The 17,898-nt window shown below is 60.2% G+C and carries 17 protein-coding genes; 6 read left to right on the plus strand and 11 right to left on the minus strand.

What is annotated here, in order from left to right; all coding sequences use genetic code 11:
• Positions 1-108 precede the first annotated feature (108 nt).
• Positions 109-1,362 (plus strand): serine hydroxymethyltransferase, encoded by a 1,254-nt coding sequence (glyA, locus tag KSS96_RS24645; protein WP_017528864.1) that lies wholly within the window; start codon positions 109-111, stop codon positions 1,360-1,362.
• Positions 1,363-1,440: 78 nt separating this feature from the next.
• On the opposite strand, the gene yjiA is transcribed toward glyA, so the two are convergent.
• The 3 genes from yjiA to KSS96_RS24660 all read right to left on the minus strand — a co-directional run bounded on the left by yjiA (position 1,441) and on the right by KSS96_RS24660 (position 4,835).
• Positions 1,441-2,400 carry a GTPase gene (yjiA, locus tag KSS96_RS24650; protein ID WP_065876766.1) on the minus strand — a complete coding sequence of 320 codons (960 nt, stop codon included), beginning with the start codon at positions 2,398-2,400 and terminating at the stop codon, positions 1,441-1,443.
• A gap of 155 nt (positions 2,401-2,555) precedes the next feature.
• Positions 2,556-2,753 carry a YbdD/YjiX family protein gene (locus KSS96_RS24655; RefSeq protein WP_003194308.1) on the minus strand — a complete coding sequence of 66 codons (198 nt, stop codon included), beginning with the start codon at positions 2,751-2,753 and terminating at the stop codon, positions 2,556-2,558.
• 15 nt (positions 2,754-2,768) lie between these two features.
• Positions 2,769-4,835, minus strand: a complete 2,067-nt coding sequence (locus KSS96_RS24660) for a carbon starvation CstA family protein (protein WP_017528866.1) — start codon at positions 4,833-4,835, stop codon at positions 2,769-2,771.
• A 173-nt stretch (positions 4,836-5,008) separates the two neighbouring features.
• Here KSS96_RS24660 and KSS96_RS24665 point away from each other — a divergent pair, with 173 nt between their 5' ends.
• The gene (locus KSS96_RS24665; RefSeq protein ID WP_017528867.1) at positions 5,009-5,377 is read left to right on the plus strand and encodes a PilZ domain-containing protein; all 369 of its coding nucleotides are present in this window, start codon (positions 5,009-5,011) and stop codon (positions 5,375-5,377) included.
• A 4-nt stretch (positions 5,378-5,381) separates the two neighbouring features.
• Here the strand turns inward: KSS96_RS24665 and KSS96_RS24670 are convergent, their stop codons facing one another.
• From KSS96_RS24670 to katB, 4 genes are read right to left on the minus strand one after another with little or no spacing between them, the layout of a single operon-like run.
• Positions 5,382-6,107 (minus strand): hypothetical protein, encoded by a 726-nt coding sequence (locus tag KSS96_RS24670; protein ID WP_083221644.1) that lies wholly within the window; start codon positions 6,105-6,107, stop codon positions 5,382-5,384.
• Between the two features lie 16 nt (positions 6,108-6,123).
• Positions 6,124-7,491 (minus strand): DNA repair protein RadA, encoded by a 1,368-nt coding sequence (radA, locus tag KSS96_RS24675; RefSeq protein ID WP_017528869.1) that lies wholly within the window; start codon positions 7,489-7,491, stop codon positions 6,124-6,126.
• Between the two features lie 35 nt (positions 7,492-7,526).
• Entirely contained in the window at positions 7,527-8,066 is a 540-nt protein-coding gene (locus tag KSS96_RS24680; protein ID WP_068935217.1) for an ankyrin repeat domain-containing protein, read from the minus strand.
• Between the two features lie 55 nt (positions 8,067-8,121).
• The gene (katB, locus tag KSS96_RS24685) at positions 8,122-9,663 is read right to left on the minus strand and encodes a catalase KatB (protein ID WP_065876763.1); all 1,542 of its coding nucleotides are present in this window, start codon (positions 9,661-9,663) and stop codon (positions 8,122-8,124) included.
• A gap of 287 nt (positions 9,664-9,950) precedes the next feature.
• Between katB and mscL the strand changes: the two genes are divergently transcribed.
• Positions 9,951-10,367 (plus strand): large-conductance mechanosensitive channel protein MscL, encoded by a 417-nt coding sequence (gene mscL, locus KSS96_RS24690; protein ID WP_017528872.1) that lies wholly within the window; start codon positions 9,951-9,953, stop codon positions 10,365-10,367.
• A 48-nt stretch (positions 10,368-10,415) separates the two neighbouring features.
• On the opposite strand, the gene KSS96_RS24695 is transcribed toward mscL, so the two are convergent.
• Complete coding sequence (locus KSS96_RS24695) at positions 10,416-11,192, minus strand: ferredoxin--NADP reductase (RefSeq protein WP_017528873.1); 777 nt, start codon at positions 11,190-11,192, stop codon at positions 10,416-10,418.
• 455 nt (positions 11,193-11,647) lie between these two features.
• On the opposite strand from KSS96_RS24695, the gene KSS96_RS24700 reads away from it, so the two are divergent.
• Positions 11,648-12,370: a LuxR family transcriptional regulator gene (locus tag KSS96_RS24700; protein ID WP_068935219.1), complete on the plus strand. Its 723-nt coding sequence runs from the start codon at positions 11,648-11,650 to the stop codon at positions 12,368-12,370.
• Between the two features lie 110 nt (positions 12,371-12,480).
• Positions 12,481-13,605 carry a methyltransferase gene (locus KSS96_RS24705; protein WP_017528875.1) on the plus strand — a complete coding sequence of 375 codons (1,125 nt, stop codon included), beginning with the start codon at positions 12,481-12,483 and terminating at the stop codon, positions 13,603-13,605.
• 66 nt (positions 13,606-13,671) lie between these two features.
• Here the strand turns inward: KSS96_RS24705 and KSS96_RS24710 are convergent, their stop codons facing one another.
• The 3 genes from KSS96_RS24710 to KSS96_RS24720 are packed head-to-tail and all read right to left on the minus strand — an operon-like array spanning position 13,672 to position 16,300.
• On the minus strand, positions 13,672-13,839 hold the full coding sequence (locus tag KSS96_RS24710; RefSeq protein WP_017528876.1) for a DUF2474 domain-containing protein: 168 nt from the start codon (positions 13,837-13,839) through the stop codon (positions 13,672-13,674).
• A 12-nt stretch (positions 13,840-13,851) separates the two neighbouring features.
• The gene (cydB, locus tag KSS96_RS24715; protein ID WP_017528877.1) at positions 13,852-14,859 is read right to left on the minus strand and encodes a cytochrome d ubiquinol oxidase subunit II; all 1,008 of its coding nucleotides are present in this window, start codon (positions 14,857-14,859) and stop codon (positions 13,852-13,854) included.
• 1 nt (position 14,860) lies between these two features.
• Positions 14,861-16,300: a cytochrome ubiquinol oxidase subunit I gene (locus KSS96_RS24720; protein WP_065876759.1), complete on the minus strand. Its 1,440-nt coding sequence runs from the start codon at positions 16,298-16,300 to the stop codon at positions 14,861-14,863.
• A gap of 333 nt (positions 16,301-16,633) precedes the next feature.
• Here KSS96_RS24720 and KSS96_RS24725 point away from each other — a divergent pair, with 333 nt between their 5' ends.
• Positions 16,634-17,872, plus strand: a complete 1,239-nt coding sequence (locus tag KSS96_RS24725) for an MFS transporter (protein WP_017528879.1) — start codon at positions 16,634-16,636, stop codon at positions 17,870-17,872.
• Positions 17,873-17,898 lie beyond the last annotated feature (26 nt).

Consider the following 17,898-nt stretch of genomic DNA (forward strand, 5'->3'; position numbering starts at 1 on the left):
CCCCAGATGAGCCCCACTTGTCCGCGACATGATGTCCTTTCATATGCCATCTAAAACCCATTGGGTTAGAATGCCCTCCTTTTCTGCCCCCGATCCTTGAGGACCGCCATGTTCAGCCGTGATTTGACCATTGCCAAGTACGACGCCGATCTCTTCGCCGCCATGGAGCAAGAAGCCGTGCGCCAGGAAGAGCACATCGAGCTGATCGCTTCGGAAAACTACACCAGCCCTGCGGTCATGGAGGCTCAAGGTTCGGTTCTGACCAACAAGTACGCCGAAGGCTACCCAGGCAAGCGCTACTACGGCGGTTGCGAGTACGTCGACGTGGTTGAGCAGTTGGCCATCGACCGTGCAAAAGAGCTGTTCGGCGCCGATTATGCCAACGTCCAGCCGCACGCCGGCTCCCAAGCCAACAGCGCGGTGTACCTGGCCCTGCTGCAAGGCGGCGACACCATCCTGGGCATGAGCCTGGCCCACGGCGGTCACCTGACCCACGGCGCCAGCGTTTCATCCTCCGGCAAGCTGTACAACGCCGTTCAATACGGTATCGATGCCAACGGCCTGATCGACTACGACGAAGTCGAGCGCCTGGCGGTCGAGCACAAGCCAAAAATGATCGTGGCCGGTTTCTCGGCCTACTCGCAGATCCTGGATTTCCCGCGCTTTCGCGCAATCGCCGACAAAGTCGGCGCCTACCTGTTCGTCGACATGGCCCACGTGGCCGGTCTGGTCGCCGCTGGCGTCTACCCGAACCCGGTGCCTTTCGCTGACGTGGTCACCACCACCACGCACAAGACCCTGCGCGGTCCACGTGGCGGCCTGATCCTGGCGCGCGCCAACGCCGAGATCGAGAAGAAGCTGAACTCCGCCGTATTCCCTGGCGCCCAGGGTGGCCCGCTGGAGCACGTGATCGCCGCTAAAGCGATCTGCTTCAAGGAAGCCCTGCAGCCTGAGTTCAAGACCTACCAGCAACAAGTGGTGAAGAACGCCAAGGCCATGGCCGGCGTGTTTATCGAGCGCGGCTTTGATGTCGTGTCCGGCGGTACCGAGAACCACCTGTTCCTGCTGTCGCTGATCAAGCAGGACATTTCCGGTAAAGATGCGGACGCTGCCCTGGGCAAAGCCTTCATCACCGTGAACAAGAACTCCGTGCCAAACGACCCACGCTCGCCGTTCGTCACCTCGGGCCTGCGCTTCGGCACCCCGGCCGTGACCACTCGTGGCTTCAAGGAAGCAGAGTGCAAGGAACTGGCCGGCTGGATCTGCGACATCCTGGCAGACCTGAACAACGAAGCCGTGATCGACGCGGTCCGTGAGAAGGTCAAGGCCATTTGCAAAAAGCTGCCGGTGTACGGCGCTTGATAGTAGCTGCCTGAATAAGAAGCCCGGCTCTTGAGCCGGGCTTTTTTATTTATGCCCGTTTGAAATGCAATCCCCAAATCAGGACTGGTAGACCTTGGCAAAGCCTTGGCGAATCTTGTCTTCCGGTAATTCATCGGCAATAAACACAATCACACTTTCCCGCGTCTCGCCTTCGGCCCATTCGGTATCCCAGTCGAAGCCATAGAGCTTCAACACCCCCTGGAACACCATGCGCCGATCCTCCCCGGCAATGTTCAGCACGCCCTTGTAGCGCAGCAGTTGCTTGCCGTGGCCTTCCAACAACTCGTTCATGAATTCACTGAGGCGGTCGATATCCAGCGGTTGGTTGGTGCGCAGCACCAGGCTGGAGATACGGTCGATGGACGGCGCCTTGCTCACCGGGCGCAGGCTCATGCCGGCGTTGAGGTTGAAGCCGCGCACATCGAGCAACTCGGCGAGGTCGATGTTGCCGTGGTTTACCACACGGATCGGCGCGCGACGGTTGATACGCGTCAGGCGTTCGCTGAGGGCGTCGAAGGTCGCGTCGTCTACCAGATCACGTTTGCTGACCAGCAGGCGGTCGGCGAAACCGATCTGCGCCTGGGCGATGGTTTGGGTCAGGTGATGCTCGGCGTGGGCCGCATCGACCAGGGTGATGATGCCGTCGAGGATGTAACGCTCGCGCAGGTCTTCATCGATGAAAAAGGTCTGGGCCACGGGAGCGGGGTCAGCCAGGCCGGTGCATTCGATGACCAGGCGGTCGAAGGCAATTTCACCGCTGTCCAGGCGCTCCAGCAGCAGGTAAAGGGCTTTGGTCAGGTCGGTGTGGATGGTGCAGCACACGCAACCGTTGGACAGGGTCATGACTTGCACCGGTTCTGCGCCCAACAGTTGGGTGTCGATGCCGGCGTCGCTGAATTCGTTTTCGATCACGGCGATTTTAAGGCCGTGCTCGGCTTTGAGCAGGTGGCGCAGCAAGGTGGTCTTGCCGGCGCCGAGGAAGCCACTGAGGACGGTGACGGGGATGGGAGAGGACAAAGACAGTTCTCCTTATGACTGAAGAAACACAAAACAAATGTGGGAGAGGGCCTGCTCCCGATAGCAGTGTGTCAGGCAGTTATCTGTCACTGACACACCGCTATCGGGAGCAAGCCCCCTCCCACAATAGATCACCACTGGCCCGAACTATCGGGTCAGCAGCACTTGGGCCCACCCTTGCCACCGTAACGGGCTTCCTGGCGTTCCCGGAAGAACGCCTTGTAGTCCATCACCGGTTTGTCCGGGTGTTTGGTTTGCATATGCTCGACGTAAGTGTCGTAGTCGGGCATGCCGACCATCAGGCGCGCGGCCTGACCGAGGTATTTACCGAGGCGACTGATGTCATTGAACATGGCTGCAATCCTCGATCAAGCGTCCGGTACGGCCTGGAACGGGGCTTCTTTATCCGTGCGTTCTTTGTTGCCCCAGGCGGCGACACCGACCTTGAGCGCATAGAACAGGATGCTGAATACCACGAACAGGAACAGCGCCGTCAGCGTTGCGTTGGTGTAGGCGTTCCAGATCACGTGCTGCATCTGGTCGATGCTCTTGGCCGGAGCCAGGATCTGGCCGCCTGCCAGGGCATCGCTGTACTTCTTGGCCAGCGACAGGAAGCCGATCGCCGGGTTAGCGTCGAACAGCTTGATGAAGCCCGCCGTGGTGGTGCAGATCAGCAGCCAGACCGCCGGCAGCATGGTCACCCAGATGTAGCGTTGGCGCTTCATTTTGATCAGCACAACGGTCGCCAGCATCAGCGCGATACCCGCCAGCATCTGGTTGGAGATACCGAACAGCGGCCACAAGGTGTTGATGCCGCCCAGTGGGTCGATCACGCCTTGGTACAGCAGGTAGCCCCACATCGCCACGCAACCGGCCGTTGCGATCAGGTTGGCGGTCCAGGATTCGGTGCGCTTGAGCGCCGGCACGAAGGAACCCAGCAGGTCCTGCAACATGAAGCGACCGGCACGGGTGCCGGCGTCAACGGCGGTCAGGATGAACAGCGCTTCGAACAGGATCGCAAAGTGGTACCAGAACGCCATGGTGTTTTCACCCGGCAGCACACTGTGCAGGATCTGCGCGATACCCACGGCCAATGTCGGCGCACCGCCGGCACGTGCCAGGATGGTGGTTTCACCGATGTCATGGGCCACGGCCGACAACGCCTCAGGGGTAATTGCAAAGCCCCAGTTGCTGACGGTCTGCGCCACGGTCACCACGTCGGTCCCGACAATCGCCGCAGGGCTGTTCATGGCGAAGTACACGCCAGGCTCGATCACCGACGCGGCAACCATCGCCATGATGGCGACGAACGACTCCATCAACATGCCGCCATAACCGATATAGCGGGCATGGCTTTCACTGGCCAGCAACTTGGGCGTGGTGCCCGAGGAGATCAGCGCGTGGAAGCCCGAGACCGCGCCGCAGGCGATGGTGATGAACAGGAATGGGAACAGGCCGCCCTTCCACACCGGGCCAGTGCCATCGATGAACTGGGTCAGCGCCGGCATTTTCAGGTCGGGCATGGTCACCAGGATGCCGATTGCCAGGGCAATGATGGTGCCGATTTTCAGGAACGTGGAGAGGTAGTCACGCGGTGCCAGAATCAGCCAGACCGGCAGCACTGCCGCGACGAAACCGTAGCCGATCAGCATCCAGGTGATCTGGATCCCGGTGAAGCTGAACGCCTTGGCCCAGACCGGGTCAGCGGCAATCTGCCCGCCCAGCCAGATCGAACCCAGCAGCAACGCCACGCCGATGACCGAAATTTCACCGATGCGGCCCGGGCGGATGTAGCGCATGTAAATGCCCATGAACATCGCGATCGGGATGGTCGCCATCACCGTGAAAATGCCCCATGGGCTCTCGGCCAGGGCCTTGACCACGATCAGCGCCAGCACCGCGAGGATGATGATCATGATCAGGAAGCAGCCAAACAGCGCGATGGTGCCCGGAATGCGGCCCATCTCTTCGCGAACCATGTCCCCCAGGGAACGGCCGTTGCGACGGGTGGACAGGAACAGGATCATGAAGTCCTGCACCGCACCGGCCAGCACCACGCCGGCGATCAGCCAGAGCGTGCCGGGCAGGTAGCCCATTTGCGCCGCCAGTACCGGGCCGACCAACGGGCCTGCGCCGGCAATCGCCGCAAAGTGGTGACCGAACAGAATGTGTTTGTTGGTCGGCACATAGTCCAGACCGTCGTTATTGATCACTGCGGGGGTGGCCCGCCGTGGGTCGAGTTGCATCACGTTATTCGCGATGAACAGGCTGTAGTAGCGATAAGCAACCAGGTAGATGGCCACTGCGGCAACCACAATCCACAAGGCGTTGATCGCCTCGCCGCGGCGCAATGCCACTACGCCAAGGGCGCACGCTCCTACGATTGCCAGCACCAGCCAGGGTAGGTGGCGTAGCAGGCTATTATTATTTTTCATTTTTATATTCCAGCCAGGGTGGACAGAAAGGACAGCATCCGGAGTTTAGCGCTGTTGGCTTTAAAGGCCACCCCCCTACGTTGGTCTAGAGCCTTGCAACGGCAAAAAAAGCCGAAATAAAGGCTAAGTGATGGCGCAGGGCTACACTGCTTCTATCCATCGAGGGTTTCACCATGACCGATCACCCGTCCGACCGCCGCTGTTTCCGCCGGATTGCGATTGACGCCAAGACCGAAGTTCGACAAAACGGCCAGGAATGGCCGGTTAAATTGCTGGATCTGTCGCTGAAAGGCTTGGCGATAAAACGGCCCGAGTCCTGGAAAGGCAATAACGCACTCCCCTTCGAAGTCGACATCCGCCTGGACCCGAAGGCGCATATAAAGATGCGGGTAAAACTGACCCACGACGACCACGGCCAATTAGGCTTTGAGTGCAAGGAAATCGATCTGGACTCGATCAGCCACCTGCGGCGGCTGGTCGAGTTGAACCTGGGTGATCAGCAAGAACTAGAGCGGGAACTCGGCGCGTTGCTGCACGTGTGATGGCTCAGGGAAACGCCTTACGCGCGGGAAACTCGCTTTCCGTGTCCCAATAGCCTTTTTTCTGGCTGGACACGCCCCGCCATTGCCCATCGACAAAACGATAGGTCTCGTATCGGGTGGCAAAATCGTCCTCGCCCTCGCCGTCCATGAAGGACGACACCTGCAACAGTTCATCCGCGCCGCCGCTGGCGCTCACGACCTTCCACTCGGCCTTGCCGGTACGCGCCAGGGTCAAGGGCTCGACCTTGCCGTCGGCGCCGGTGTAATTCACCGGTTTGAGTTGCTGTTTGGCCGGCAGCAGCAATTGGGTGGCAGGCCCGCTGTAACTGCCCATCGGCGCGGTCTGGTCGATGGTCAGAAAATACACAGGTTCAGGCTGCCCTTTAAGCGGCGCTTTCTTGACCTTGGCCAACGGATAGCCCAGGTTCTGGTGTGCGATCACATCACCGGCAGGCGATACCAGGCGTACTTGCGCCTCAAGCAGCGGGTTCTCCAGCAGATCGGCGGTGTCGTCGAACGAGTCCGCATCCAGCCCGCTGCCCCAGCTGTCTTTATGCATCTGCGCGCTGATGCGCTGGTCTTCCAGCACTTGCAACGCGCTGCCATCTTCCATCGACAGTTTTTGCGCCAGGCGATAACCCGCGGGCAGTTCAGCCGCCCACGCCATGGCCGGCGATACGGCCAGGGCGACACACAGGGCAGCGATTGCCCGGTAGTTCAAACGTTGCATAGCGTGCCTTCCTGATTCATTCGAAAAGTGCATCCAATGCCTGCTCCAGGCGTGTTACCGCAATAATCTGCAAGCCCGCCGGCGCCTCCTTCGGCGCATTGCCCTTGGGCACGATGGCGCGCTTGAAGCCGTGCTTGGCGGCCTCCTTGAGGCGTTCCTGGCCGCTGGGTACCGGGCGTACTTCGCCGGACAGGCCAACCTCGCCAAACACCAGCAAGTCGTGGGGCAACGGCCGGTTACGCAGGCTGGACATCACCGCTGCCATCAAGGCCAGGTCGGAAGCGGTTTCCAGCACTTTGACCCCGCCCACCACGTTGAGGAATACATCCTGGTCGTGGGTAGGAATGCCGCCGTGCCGGTGCAATACCGCCAGCAACATTGCCAGTCGGTTCTGATCCAGGCCAAGCGTTACCCGGCGAGGGTTGGCCAGGTGACTGTCATCCACCAGCGCCTGCACTTCCACCAGCATCGGCCGGGTACCTTCCCACGTTGCCATCACCACGCTCCCCGGAACTTCTTCCTGGGCACGGGTCAGAAAAATCGCCGACGGGTTGGAGACTTCTTTCAGCCCCCGGTCGGTCATGGCGAATACGCCCAACTCGTTCACGGCGCCGAAGCGGTTCTTCACCGCCCGCAGCAAGCGCAAGCGGCCGTCGGATTCGCCTTCGAAATACAGCACGGTATCGACCATATGCTCCAACACCCGTGGCCCGGCCAACGCGCCTTCCTTGGTCACATGGCCGACGAGGAAGATCGCCGTGCCGCTCTGCTTGGCATAACGCACCAGCAGCGCCGCACTCTCGCGCACCTGGGACACGCCGCCGGGCGCCGATTGCAGTTGCTCGGTGAAAATCGTCTGGATCGAGTCGATCACCATGACCTTGGGTTTTTCGATGCGGGCCGTGGCGATGATGCTTTCGATGCAGGTTTCGGTCATGACCCGCAGTTGATCCTGGGGCAAGCCCAGGCGGCGCGCGCGCATGGCCACTTGCTGCTGGGACTCTTCGCCGGTGACGTACAGCGCCGGCATGCGGCTGGCGATGCTGCACAGGGTTTGCAGCAGGATGGTGGATTTGCCGATACCGGGGTCGCCGCCGATCAGTACCACCGAACCGTCCACCAGGCCACCGCCCAACACCCGGTCCAGCTCGCCGGAGGCGGTGGAAAACCTTGGGATCTCTTCGACGCTGACTTCGGCCAGGGTCTTGATCTGCGCCTGTTGCCCGGTCCAGCCGGCACGGCCGGTAGGGGCTGCCGCGCCGCCGCTCTCGATCATGGTTTCGGTGAGCGTGTTCCAGGCCCCACACTCGCCGCACTGGCCGGCCCACTTGGGAAAGGTCGCGCCGCACTCGGTGCAGCCGTACATGCGCTTGGCCTTTGCCATTTGAGAACCTCCAACCGAAAAACCGCGATGATAGCTCAGCGCGACGCCGGGGTCCGGATTTCACCGCCGGCCAATCGTGAAGCACTGTTGCCGACCGGGTCTTCGGCATTCAGGTCAGCGCCCTTGGCTTTCAAGGCGTCGAGCAACTCCACGCGCTTGAACAAGCCGGCGTACATGGCTGCCGTCTGCCCGGCACCGTTGCGTTGGTCGGGGTTGCAGTCAGTGGCCAGCAGGCGCTGGGCGATTTTCAGCTCGCCCTTGAAGATTGCGCCCATCAACGCCGTATTGCCGCGATTGTCCTGCACGCAGGCATCGGCGCCGGCGGCGAGCAGGCGGTCCACATAGGCGCCTTCACCGTGGTACGCGGCGAGGATCAGGGCGGTATAACCCTTGTCGTCCTGGGCGTTGAGGCTGTAGCCGGCCTCGATAAAGGTATTGAGCATGTCGACGTCGCCACGGCGGGCGGCGTCGAAGTAATAATCCTGCAGCTGTGCCTTGAGTGCCGCAGGTTCGGGCGGCTCGGCATGGGCGACAAAGGCCAGCATGGCCATCAATAAACCGATAGAAATACGCATAGGGTTCTCCTGTCAGAGGTCGACGCCCCCTTGGGCGTCGACCGGAACCAACGGGTCAGTCCGTCAGTTTTTCAGCCAGCGCCTTCACGCGCGCCAGGTCACCCTTGGCAACCTTGGTCACGCCCGTGCCGTACTCCGGGTCTGCCTTGTAGAGGAACGACAGGATGATGTGCTTGCTCTCGTCATCGGTGGTGGCCAGGGAGCCGCCGAAGTTGTCGATCAAGTCCTGGCGCTCCTTCTGGTTGTAGGAGCGGTACAGGTCACCGGCCTGCTTGAAGTTCTGCTCGCGCTGGATCTTCGCCTGCTGGGTACTGCCCACCAGCGCCGACTGGCTGTATCGCGCGGCTTGCGGCTCTTCGCGCGGCATCAGGCGGCTTGGCTGGTAATTCACACCCGTGGTGGTTTTGCCGACGTTCATCGCGCCATCCTGGTTACCATTGTTGACGGTGGCCCGTGGGGCGTTGATCGGCAATTGCAACGCATTGGCACCCAGGCGGTACATCTGCGTGTCGGCGTAGGAGAACACCCGGCCTTGCAGCAGGCGGTCTTCCGACGGCTCGATACCCGGCACCAGGTTGGCGGGGGCCATGGCTACTTGCTCGGTTTCCTGGAACACATTCGCCGGGTTGCGGTTCAGCACCATTTGCCCGACTTTGCGCTCGGGCACATTCGGCCAGATCTTGGTCGCGTCCAGCGGGTCGAAGTCGAACTTGGCCAAGTCTTCAGGTTTGAGCACTTGCACATACAGATCCCACTTGGGGAAGTCGCCCTTGTTGATGTGCGTGACCAAGTCGTTAGTCATATGGCTGTAGTCACGGCCCTGTACCTCGGTGACTTGTTTTGGGTCAAGGTTCTTGATGCCCTGCAGGCTCTTCCAATGGAACTTGACGTAGTGCACTTCGCCCTTGGCGTTAATCAACTTGTAGGCATGTACGCCGTTGCCGTCCATTTCCCGATAACTGGCAGGCGTGCCGGCATCGGAATACAACTCGGTGAGCGTACGCGTGGACTCGGGAACATGGGAGAAGAAGTCAAAACGGCGGGAGTCGTCATCCAGGTTAGTGCGGGGGTCCGGTTTAAAGGCGTGGACCATGTCCGGGAACTTGATGGCGTCGCGGATAAAGAACGTCGGGAAGTTATTACCCACTAAGTCCCAATTACCCTCGGCGGTGTAGAACTTGGTGGCGAAGCCGCGTGGATCACGCAGTGTTTCCGGCGAGTGGTTGCCATGCACCACGGCCGAGAAGCGCACGAATACCGGGGTCGCTTCGCCGGCGGCAAAGACTTTGGCCTTGGTCAGGTCGCTGAGGTTATCGGTGACGGTGAAGGTACCGTGGGCACCGGTGCCACGTGCGTGCACCACGCGCTCCGGGATACGCTCGCGGTCAAAGCGCTGCAGTTTCTGGATCAACTGCACGTCTTGCAGCAGCACCGGGCCGTTGGCGCCGGCGGTTTGCGAGTTCTGGTTGTCGCCTACCGCGGCGCCGTTATCGCGGGTCAGGTTGGCGGCCTGCACCGACAGGGAAAGCAGGCTGGCGGTCGCCAGCGCCACTACGTGACGCGCCAGCAACGGCCCGCGGCTCATTGACTTGTTCATCGAGGTTTCCTCTGGTTTTTTTAATGCACATTCAGTTGTGCTTGCCAGAGGCTAGTGACCCGCGAGTCAGAAGATAAATAGAAATAGCCCACCAGGGCGATTGAGAAAATAGTGTAGTAACCCACTGAAATGACGGGTATTCCGCGCGCGATTGATGGCACTTTGCAAACTATTTGCGATTTAATGTGTCGATAAAAACTAACAGTGTTAACAGTTGTGTCGGGCAAGCCTGCTACGTCTGACTTACACTGGGCTCCACCCTTCTCATCTGTAACAAGGAATAACCTATGGGCGTGATCAGTGAGTTCAAGGCCTTCGCGGTCAAAGGTAATGTGGTCGACATGGCCGTCGGTATCATCATCGGCGCCGCCTTCGGCAAAATTGTTTCCTCGTTCGTAGGCGACGTGGTGATGCCCCCGATTGGCCTGTTGATCGGCGGCGTGGATTTCGGTGACCTGGCGGTGACGCTCAAAGCGGCCCAGGGCGATGCGCCCGCCGTGGTGCTGGCGTACGGCAAGTTTATCCAGAGCGTGATCGACTTCGTGATTGTCGCGTTTGCGATCTTTATGGGCGTGAAGGCCATCAACCGCCTCAAGCGCGAAGAAGCCGTGGCGCCAAGCCTGCCGCCGACGCCGAGCAAGGAAGAGGTGCTGCTGGGCGAGATTCGCGACCTGCTCAAGGCACAGAACGACAAACCGCTTTAATCCGCCTGAGCTAGCAAAAAAGGCGCCTGTTTGCAGGCGCCTTTTTTATTACCAGTAGTTTTCCACCGCCACTTGCCCTGGGCGGCGGCTCAGGCTCAGTTGCAGGTCACGTTGTTTGAGCAACTGGCGGGTGTCATCGACCATTTGCGGGTTACCGCAAATCAGCACGCGGGAATGCTCAGGGGTCAGTTCAACGCCGGCTGCGCGTTCCAGTTCGCCATTTTCAATCAACGCGGTAATGCGCCCATTCAGCGCGCCCGGATGCTGTTCACGGGTGACAATCGGTATGTAGGTCAACTTATGTGCGTACTCGGCCAGGTACTCACGCTGCCCCAGCTCGTTGATCAACGATTGATAGGCCAGTTCTTTGGCTTCCCGGGCGCTGTACACCAGAATGATGCGCTCGAATTTTTCCCAGGCCTCGAAGTCCTGCAGGATCGAAAGAAATGGCGCTACCCCGGTGCCGGTGCCCAGCAGCCACAAGTCGCGGCCGTCCACGAAGCGGTTCAGGGTCAGGAAGCCCGTGGCCTGGCGTTCCACCATCAGCGTGTCGCCTACCCGCAGGCGACTCAGCTCACTGGTGAACTCGCCTCCTGGAACCACAATCGAGAAGAAATCCAAATGTTCATCAAAGGGTGAAGACACCACGGAATAGGCGCGCCACACCGTAGTGCCGTCGGCCTTGGTCACACCCAGGCGCACGAACTGGCCGGCGGTAAACCGAAAACCCGGATCGCGGGTGGTACGCAGGGTAAACAGGCTGGGGGTCAGCGATTGCACATCGAGCAATGTCTGGCGGGTGAATTTTTCAGCACTGGCCGTCATGGGGAACTCCGTTTTGCACAGAGCCCTAGTGTCCCTCAAAGTCGCACCGGCTAACACCGGTGATTTGTGCGGTATTGCGGCCCCGCATCTTTTACGCGCTGATACGTTGTAAAAACCTTTATTTTTTTGCGGGAATTCACCGCAAAAACCTTGTTTAAAATCAACTAATCATTTCGCTATTAATGGGCCGGCCTATACCGCCAGATGACGTAAATGCTTTAACTAGCTATCAATTTGGCATCACTTACAACGCCTTAAATTAAATAAAATTTTTACTGATGCCTAAACCCTCTTATACAAAACAAAACACCTTGTACAAAATCAGATTTTTTAAATACTGCGGGGAGATAAACTTTTTTCCCACCAACAAGTAGCCGTTATCCTACAATCATTTCCGTGCTTCGTTGGGATTCAGGACGTACCCAAGTCACACAGACATTCATGGAGAGTTATAGATGGTCAACTGGCGCAACACACGGCTCCCAAGACAGGAAGAGGAAGACCAGATCACCGATGTTTTTGAAATGGTTATCAACGAGACATTCGCGCTCGGCTTCCAATTCTGTTCCTTTAAGATGAGTACCCATCAACTTACGCACCCAAAAAATCTGTTTGAAAAAAACAACTATCCAGATGAGTGGAACCACCTTTATAAACAAGCAGCCTTCTCTGACGACGACCCGGTTGTAGCCCACTGCCAGCGCTCCGTACTGCCTTTCGTCTGGCACGAAACCTCTTTCAACGGCGCTCCTAATCTGTGGGCATTGGCCAAGACCCATGGTGTGCACTTGGGGTGGACCCAACCGCTGCACGGGCCAAGGGGCGTGTTCAGTATGCTGACGCTGGGCCGAAGTAAACGTGAGATCACCCCGGAGGAGCTTTACGAAAAAGCCGGCAATGCCCTGTGGCTCTGCCACGCCATGCATACCGTTGTGTCGCACAAGTACGCGAACGAACCGGATGCCGTGCCCTGTAACAACTTGACGCCGCGCGAGCTGGAAGTTCTGCGCTGGTCAGCCCTGGGCAAGACTGCAGGTGAGATCGCCAAGATTCTGTGCCTGTCTGAACGTACCGTCGGCTTTCATAACTGCAGTTCAATGAGAAAACTGGGGGTCAATAATAAAATCGCAGCCATCATGAAGGCCGCCAAAGCCGGTTTCTTTAACGACCTCATGTAATCCTTGCGGAAAAAACGTAACATTCTCGACCAGTTCCGGGTGATGACGCAGTTAGCAATCTCGCGCCGCCGTTCCCCCGGATGGTTCGATTACCCAGAGTTTCCCCCGCCATGCCCCTGCTCGAAAGCCCCTTCGCCCAGCTCGATCTGATCCGCCAGCCCGAACAGCATAACGATCCGCTGCAAGCCTTCGATGCCGCCGATGAGTACTTGCTCAGCCACTTGGCCGAACAACAGCCTGATGCGGCAACCCGCGTGCTGGTGCTCAACGACAGCTTCGGCGCCCTGGCCGCCAGCCTGGCAGGCCGGGTGCAGGTGACGTCCAGTGGCGACTCATTCCTCGCCGCGCAAGGGCTGGAGAAAAACCTGGTACGCAACGGCAAGACGTTTGATGCCGTGACGTTCGTACCTGCCAGCCAAACCCCCACCGGCCCTTTCGACCGCGTGCTGGTCCGCGTGCCCAAGACCCTGGCGTTGTTGGAGGAGCAACTGATCCGCCTGCAAGGCCAACTGGCACCGGGCGCCGAAGTGATTGCCGGGGCAATGGTCAAGCATCTGCCACGGGCGGCCGGTGAATTGCTGGAGCGCTATATCGGGCCGATGCATGCTTCATTGGCCGTGAAGAAAGCACGACTGCTGATCGCGACCCTTGCGGATCGGCCGGCGGCGGTCTCGCCCTACCCGACGCGCTATACCCTGGAAACCCCCGCCATCGAACTGCTCAACCACGCCAACGTGTTCTGCCGCGAAGGCCTGGACATCGGCACCCGCGCATTCCTGCCGCACCTGCCCAAGGGCCTGGGCAACGCGCGCGTGGCGGACCTGGGCTGCGGCAACGGCGTGTTGGCGATTGCCAGCGCGCTGTACAACCCCGACGCGCAGTACACCTTGCTGGACGAGTCGTATATGGCCGTGCAGTCCGCCGCCGAGAACTGGCAGGCCGCGCTGGGCGACCGCGCGGTGACGGTCCGCGCCGGCGATGGCCTGGCCGGCCAGGAACCGCAGTCCCTGGACGTGGTGCTGTGCAACCCACCGTTCCACCAGCAGCAGGTAGTGGGTGACTTCCTTGCCTGGCGCATGTTCCAGCAAGCCCGCGAAGCGCTGGTGGTCGGAGGCGCGCTGTATATCGTCGGCAACCGTCACCTGGGTTATCACAGCAAGCTGGCGCGCCTGTTCCGGGGTGTCGAGCAGGTGGCCGCGACGCCGAAATTCGTCATCCTCAAGGCACGCAAATAAAAAAACCCTGCCGATCTCGCGAACGGCAGGGTTGGAAAACCGGGCCGCGAGGCCCGGATCGGGATGTCAATGCGTGGTCAGGCCGGCCGCATTCATAAACATGCGCATCAGGCTGGCGACCATAAACAGGGCCAGCACACTGCCGGTCCAGATCATCGCGAGCCACCCAAGGCGCCGCCACAACGGCTGTTTCTCGGCCTGTTCGATATCGTGCAACGTAGGTTTGCCGGACATGCGACGACCCTCCTAGTGATAACCGTCTTCATGGGTGACCTTGCCGCGGAACACGTAGTAGCTCCAGAAGGTGTAGCCCAGGATGAACGGGATGATGAACAAGGTGCCCACCAGCATGAAGCCCTGGCTTTGCGGCGGCGCGGCGGCGTCCCAGATCGACACTGAAGGCGGAATGATGTTCGGCCACAGGCTGATGCCCAGCCCGCTGTAGCCGAGGAAGATCAGCACCAGCGTCAGCAGGAACGGCGTGTAGTGCGCATTGCGCGCCACGGCGCGAACCAGCCCGTACATGGTCACCAGCACCAGGAGCGGCACCGGCAGGAACCAGAACAGGTTCGGCAGGGTGAACCAGCGCGAAGCGATTTCCGGGTGCGACAACGGGGTCCAGATACTGACGATGCCGATCACCGCCAACACCACGAAGGCCAACGGCCGCGCCAGGTTGTGCATCTGCTCTTGCAACTTGCCTTCGGTCTTCATGATCAGCCAGGTGCAGCCGAGCAAGGCATACGCCACGATCAGCGCCACGCCGCAGAACATCGTGAACGGTGTGAACCAGTCCAGCGAGCCGCCGGCGAACTGCCGGTTGACCACCGGGAAGCCGTCAATGAACGCCCCCAGCGCCACGCCCTGGAAGAAGGTGGCGGCAATCGAGCCGCCGATAAACGCCTTGTCCCACAGGTGCCGCTTGTGGTCCTTGGCCTTGAAGCGGAACTCGAACGCCACACCCCGGAAGATCAGCCCGATCAACATCAGGATCAACGGCAGGTACAGCGCCGACAACACCACCGAGTAGGCCAGCGGGAACGCGCCGAACAACCCCGCGCCGCCCAATACCAGCCAGGTTTCGTTGCCGTCCCATACGGGCGCCACGGTGTTCATCATCACGTCGCGGTCGGTCTTGCCCTTCACGAATGGAAACAGGATGCCGATGCCCAGGTCGAAGCCGTCCATGACCACGTACATCATGATCCCGAAGATGATGATCACAGCCCAGATCAGCGGAAGATCAATACCCATCTCAATGCCCCTTGTGCTGGATGTGGTCGTGGTCTTGGTCGGTGCCATCGTCGGCAGCCGACAACGGACGCGCCGGTGTGCGTTTCTGGCCAGGGCCACCGTGGGTCGACTCGCTGCCTTCGTGAATCACCGGGCCTTTGCGCACCAGGCGCATCATGTAGCCCAAGCCGGCGCCGAACAGCGCGAAGTACACCACCACGAACAACACCAGGGTGATGGTCATCTGCGCCAGGCTATGCCCGGAGGACGCATCCGCTGTGCGCATCAGCCCGTAGACCACCCACGGCTGGCGGCCGATTTCGGTGGTGAACCAACCGGCAAGAATCGCGATCAGGCCGGACGGCCCCATCCACAACGCCAGGTACAGGAACGGTTTGGACGTGTACATCTTGTCGCCCCGACGCAGCCACAAGCTGAACAGCCCGGTGAAGATCATCAGCAAGCCCAGGCCGACCATGACCCGGAACGACCAGAACACAACGGTCGAATTCGGGCGATCCTCAGGCGGGAACTCCTTGAGCGCCGGCACCTGTTTGTCCAGCGAGTGGGTCAGGATCAGGCTGCCCAGGTACGGGATTTCCACCGCGTATTTGGTTTTTTCGGCCTGCATGTCCGGCCAGCCGAACAGGATCAGCGGCGTGGGCTCATTGCCTTTGTTTTCCCAGTGACCTTCAATCGCCGCGATTTTCGCCGGCTGGTGCTCAAGGGTATTGAGGCCGTGGAAGTCACCGATCACGGCCTGGATAGGCGCCACGATCAGGGCCATCCACATCGCCATCGAGAGCATTTTGCGGATCGCCGGGTTGTCCTTGCCGCGCAGCAAGTGCCAGGCCGCCGAGGAACCGACAAAGAACGCGGTGGCCACAAAAGCGGCCGTGGCCATGTGCATCAGGCGGTAGGGGAACGACGGGTTGAAGATCACCGCCAGCCAATCGGTAGGAATCACCCGGCCGTCGATGATTTCGAAACCTTGCGGCGTCTGCATCCAGCTGTTGGACGCGAGGATCCAGAACGTGGAAATCAACGTACCGACAGCCACCATCACAGTGGAGAAGAAGTGCAGCTTGCGCCCCACCTTGTTCCAGCCGAACAGCATCACGCCAAGGAAACCGGCCTCGAGGAAGAAGGCCGTCAGCACTTCATAGGTAAGTAGTGGCCCCGTGACAGCGCCGGCAAAGTCCGAGAAGCGACTCCAGTTGGTGCCGAACTGATAGGCCATGACCAGGCCCGAGACCACGCCCATGCCAAAGTTGACGGCAAATATCTTCGACCAGAAATGGTAGAGGTCACGGTAGGTGTCGTTGCGGGTCTTGAGCCACAACCCTTCCAGCACCGCGAGGTAACTGGCCAGGCCGATAGTGATCGCCGGGAACAGGATGTGAAACGAGATGGTGAACGCAAATTGAATTCGGGCGAGATCTAGCGCCTCCAAACCGAACATAAGTTTTCCTCTGTCAGGTAATACCGGCTGCTGGCGGGAGCCTGCACCCACTGCCCCCACGGATATGGAGTGTGGCGAATTTCAATTCGTTTCTTTTTTAAACCAGCCACGTAGGGATTCTGGCCTTGCGGCCGCCCGATCAGTTCCTCTGAAGGTTTTGATCTGGATCAAGCATTGCTCAAAGAGTAGTCCCATTTTGTGTGTGCAGTTATGTGGTCTTTTGCCGCGTGACAGCTTGCCTCATGGGGGCTTTCATCGAATCAGTCTTTGCAACTATTTGTTACAGCTTGATGCTAATCTGGCCATTCCCTCCCGCCTTGACCTGAACTCCCGATGCCTAGTGAACCCGCGTTGCTGTTGCGTCACCACCGCCCTTTCATCGCGTTCTGGCTGGCGCGGATCTTCACCGCCAGCGGCTTCCAGATGCTAACCGTGGCCATCGGCTGGAACCTTTACCAACTGACCGGCAACGTGCTGGACCTAGGCTTGGTCGGCCTGGTGGAATTTGTGCCCCGCGTGTTGTTCATGCTGCACACCGGGCATGTGGCCGATCGCTATGAGCGACGCAAAGTCGCGGCCATCTGCCAGACCGTGCAGGCGTTGATCGCGCTGTCCCTGGCCATCGGCGGCCTGACCGGCAATGTGACCCGCGAGATGATTTTTATCCTGGCCTTCGTGCTCGGCGCCGCACGCTCGTTCGAAATGCCCACCACCCAGGCGCTGCTGCCGAGCATTGTGCCCAGCGCGCTGTTCCCCAGGGCCGTGGCTTCGTCGCAATCAGCCCAGCAACTGGCAACCATCGTGGCCCCGGCCCTCGGCGGTTTGCTTTATGCGTTCGGCAGCGTCTGGGTGTATGGCCCCACGGTGGCGCTGTACCTCATCGCCTGCCTGCTGACCCTCAACCTGCCCGCCCGCCAGACCCCGCTGAACAAAGGCAAGGCGACCCTGGATTCGCTGCTGGCCGGCATCCGTTTTATCCGCAGCCGCCCCGACATCCTCGGGGCGATTTCCCTCGACCTGTTCGCCGTGCTGCTGGGCGGCGCCACCGCGCTGCTGCCGGTGTTCGCCAAAGACATCCTGCTGACCGGCGCCTGGGGCCTGGGCCTGTTGCGTTCGGCACCGGCGGTGGGCGCGTTGTTGATGTCATTGTGGCTGGCGCGCTTCTCGGTCGACCGCCAGGTGGGCCGCGTGATGTTCACCGCCGTCGGCGTGTTCGGCGTGGCGACCATTGCCTTCGGCCTGTCCACCTCGTTCTGGTTTTCCCTCGCGGTGCTGGTGGTGCTGGGCGCGGCGGACATGATCAGCATGGTTATCCGTGCGTCGTTCGTGCAACTGGAAACACCGGACGAAATGCGCGGGCGGGTCAGTGCGGTCAACGGCCTGTTTATCGGCGCCTCCAATCAATTGGGCGAGTTCGAATCCGGCATCACCGCGCACTGGTTCGGCACCGTGCCGGCGGTGGTGATGGGCGGCATCGGTACGCTGGTGGTGACCGGGGTGTGGATCAAACTGTTTCCGACGCTGGCGAATCGGGACCGGATGCATGTGCCGGTGGAAGAAGCCAAAGTCTGAGCGTCACCACGCGACCTTATTGGGTA

The sequence above is a fragment of the Pseudomonas asgharzadehiana genome (assembly GCF_019139815.1).
Taxonomy (GTDB): domain Bacteria; phylum Pseudomonadota; class Gammaproteobacteria; order Pseudomonadales; family Pseudomonadaceae; genus Aquipseudomonas; species Aquipseudomonas asgharzadehiana.

Coding starts and splice junctions, on each gene's coding strand:
- glyA (WP_017528864.1), top strand. CDS start 109: ATGTTCAGCCGTGATTTGACCATTGCCAAGTACGACGCCGATCTCTTC.
- KSS96_RS24655 (WP_003194308.1), bottom strand. CDS start 2,753: ATGTTCAATGACATCAGTCGCCTCGGTAAATACCTCGGTCAGGCCGCG.
- KSS96_RS24660 (WP_017528866.1), bottom strand. CDS start 4,835: ATGAAAAATAATAATAGCCTGCTACGCCACCTACCCTGGCTGGTGCTG.
- KSS96_RS24665 (WP_017528867.1), top strand. CDS start 5,009: ATGACCGATCACCCGTCCGACCGCCGCTGTTTCCGCCGGATTGCGATT.
- KSS96_RS24670 (WP_083221644.1), bottom strand. CDS start 6,107: ATGCAACGTTTGAACTACCGGGCAATCGCTGCCCTGTGTGTCGCCCTG.
- radA (WP_017528869.1), bottom strand. CDS start 7,491: ATGGCAAAGGCCAAGCGCATGTACGGCTGCACCGAGTGCGGCGCGACC.
- KSS96_RS24680 (WP_068935217.1), bottom strand. CDS start 8,066: ATGCGTATTTCTATCGGTTTATTGATGGCCATGCTGGCCTTTGTCGCC.
- katB (WP_065876763.1), bottom strand. CDS start 9,663: ATGAACAAGTCAATGAGCCGCGGGCCGTTGCTGGCGCGTCACGTAGTG.
- mscL (WP_017528872.1), top strand. CDS start 9,951: ATGGGCGTGATCAGTGAGTTCAAGGCCTTCGCGGTCAAAGGTAATGTG.
- KSS96_RS24695 (WP_017528873.1), bottom strand. CDS start 11,192: ATGACGGCCAGTGCTGAAAAATTCACCCGCCAGACATTGCTCGATGTG.
- KSS96_RS24700 (WP_068935219.1), top strand. CDS start 11,648: ATGGTCAACTGGCGCAACACACGGCTCCCAAGACAGGAAGAGGAAGAC.
- KSS96_RS24705 (WP_017528875.1), top strand. CDS start 12,481: ATGCCCCTGCTCGAAAGCCCCTTCGCCCAGCTCGATCTGATCCGCCAG.
- KSS96_RS24710 (WP_017528876.1), bottom strand. CDS start 13,839: ATGTCCGGCAAACCTACGTTGCACGATATCGAACAGGCCGAGAAACAG.
- cydB (WP_017528877.1), bottom strand. CDS start 14,859: ATGGGTATTGATCTTCCGCTGATCTGGGCTGTGATCATCATCTTCGGG.
- KSS96_RS24720 (WP_065876759.1), bottom strand. CDS start 16,300: ATGTTCGGTTTGGAGGCGCTAGATCTCGCCCGAATTCAATTTGCGTTC.
- KSS96_RS24725 (WP_017528879.1), top strand. CDS start 16,634: ATGCCTAGTGAACCCGCGTTGCTGTTGCGTCACCACCGCCCTTTCATC.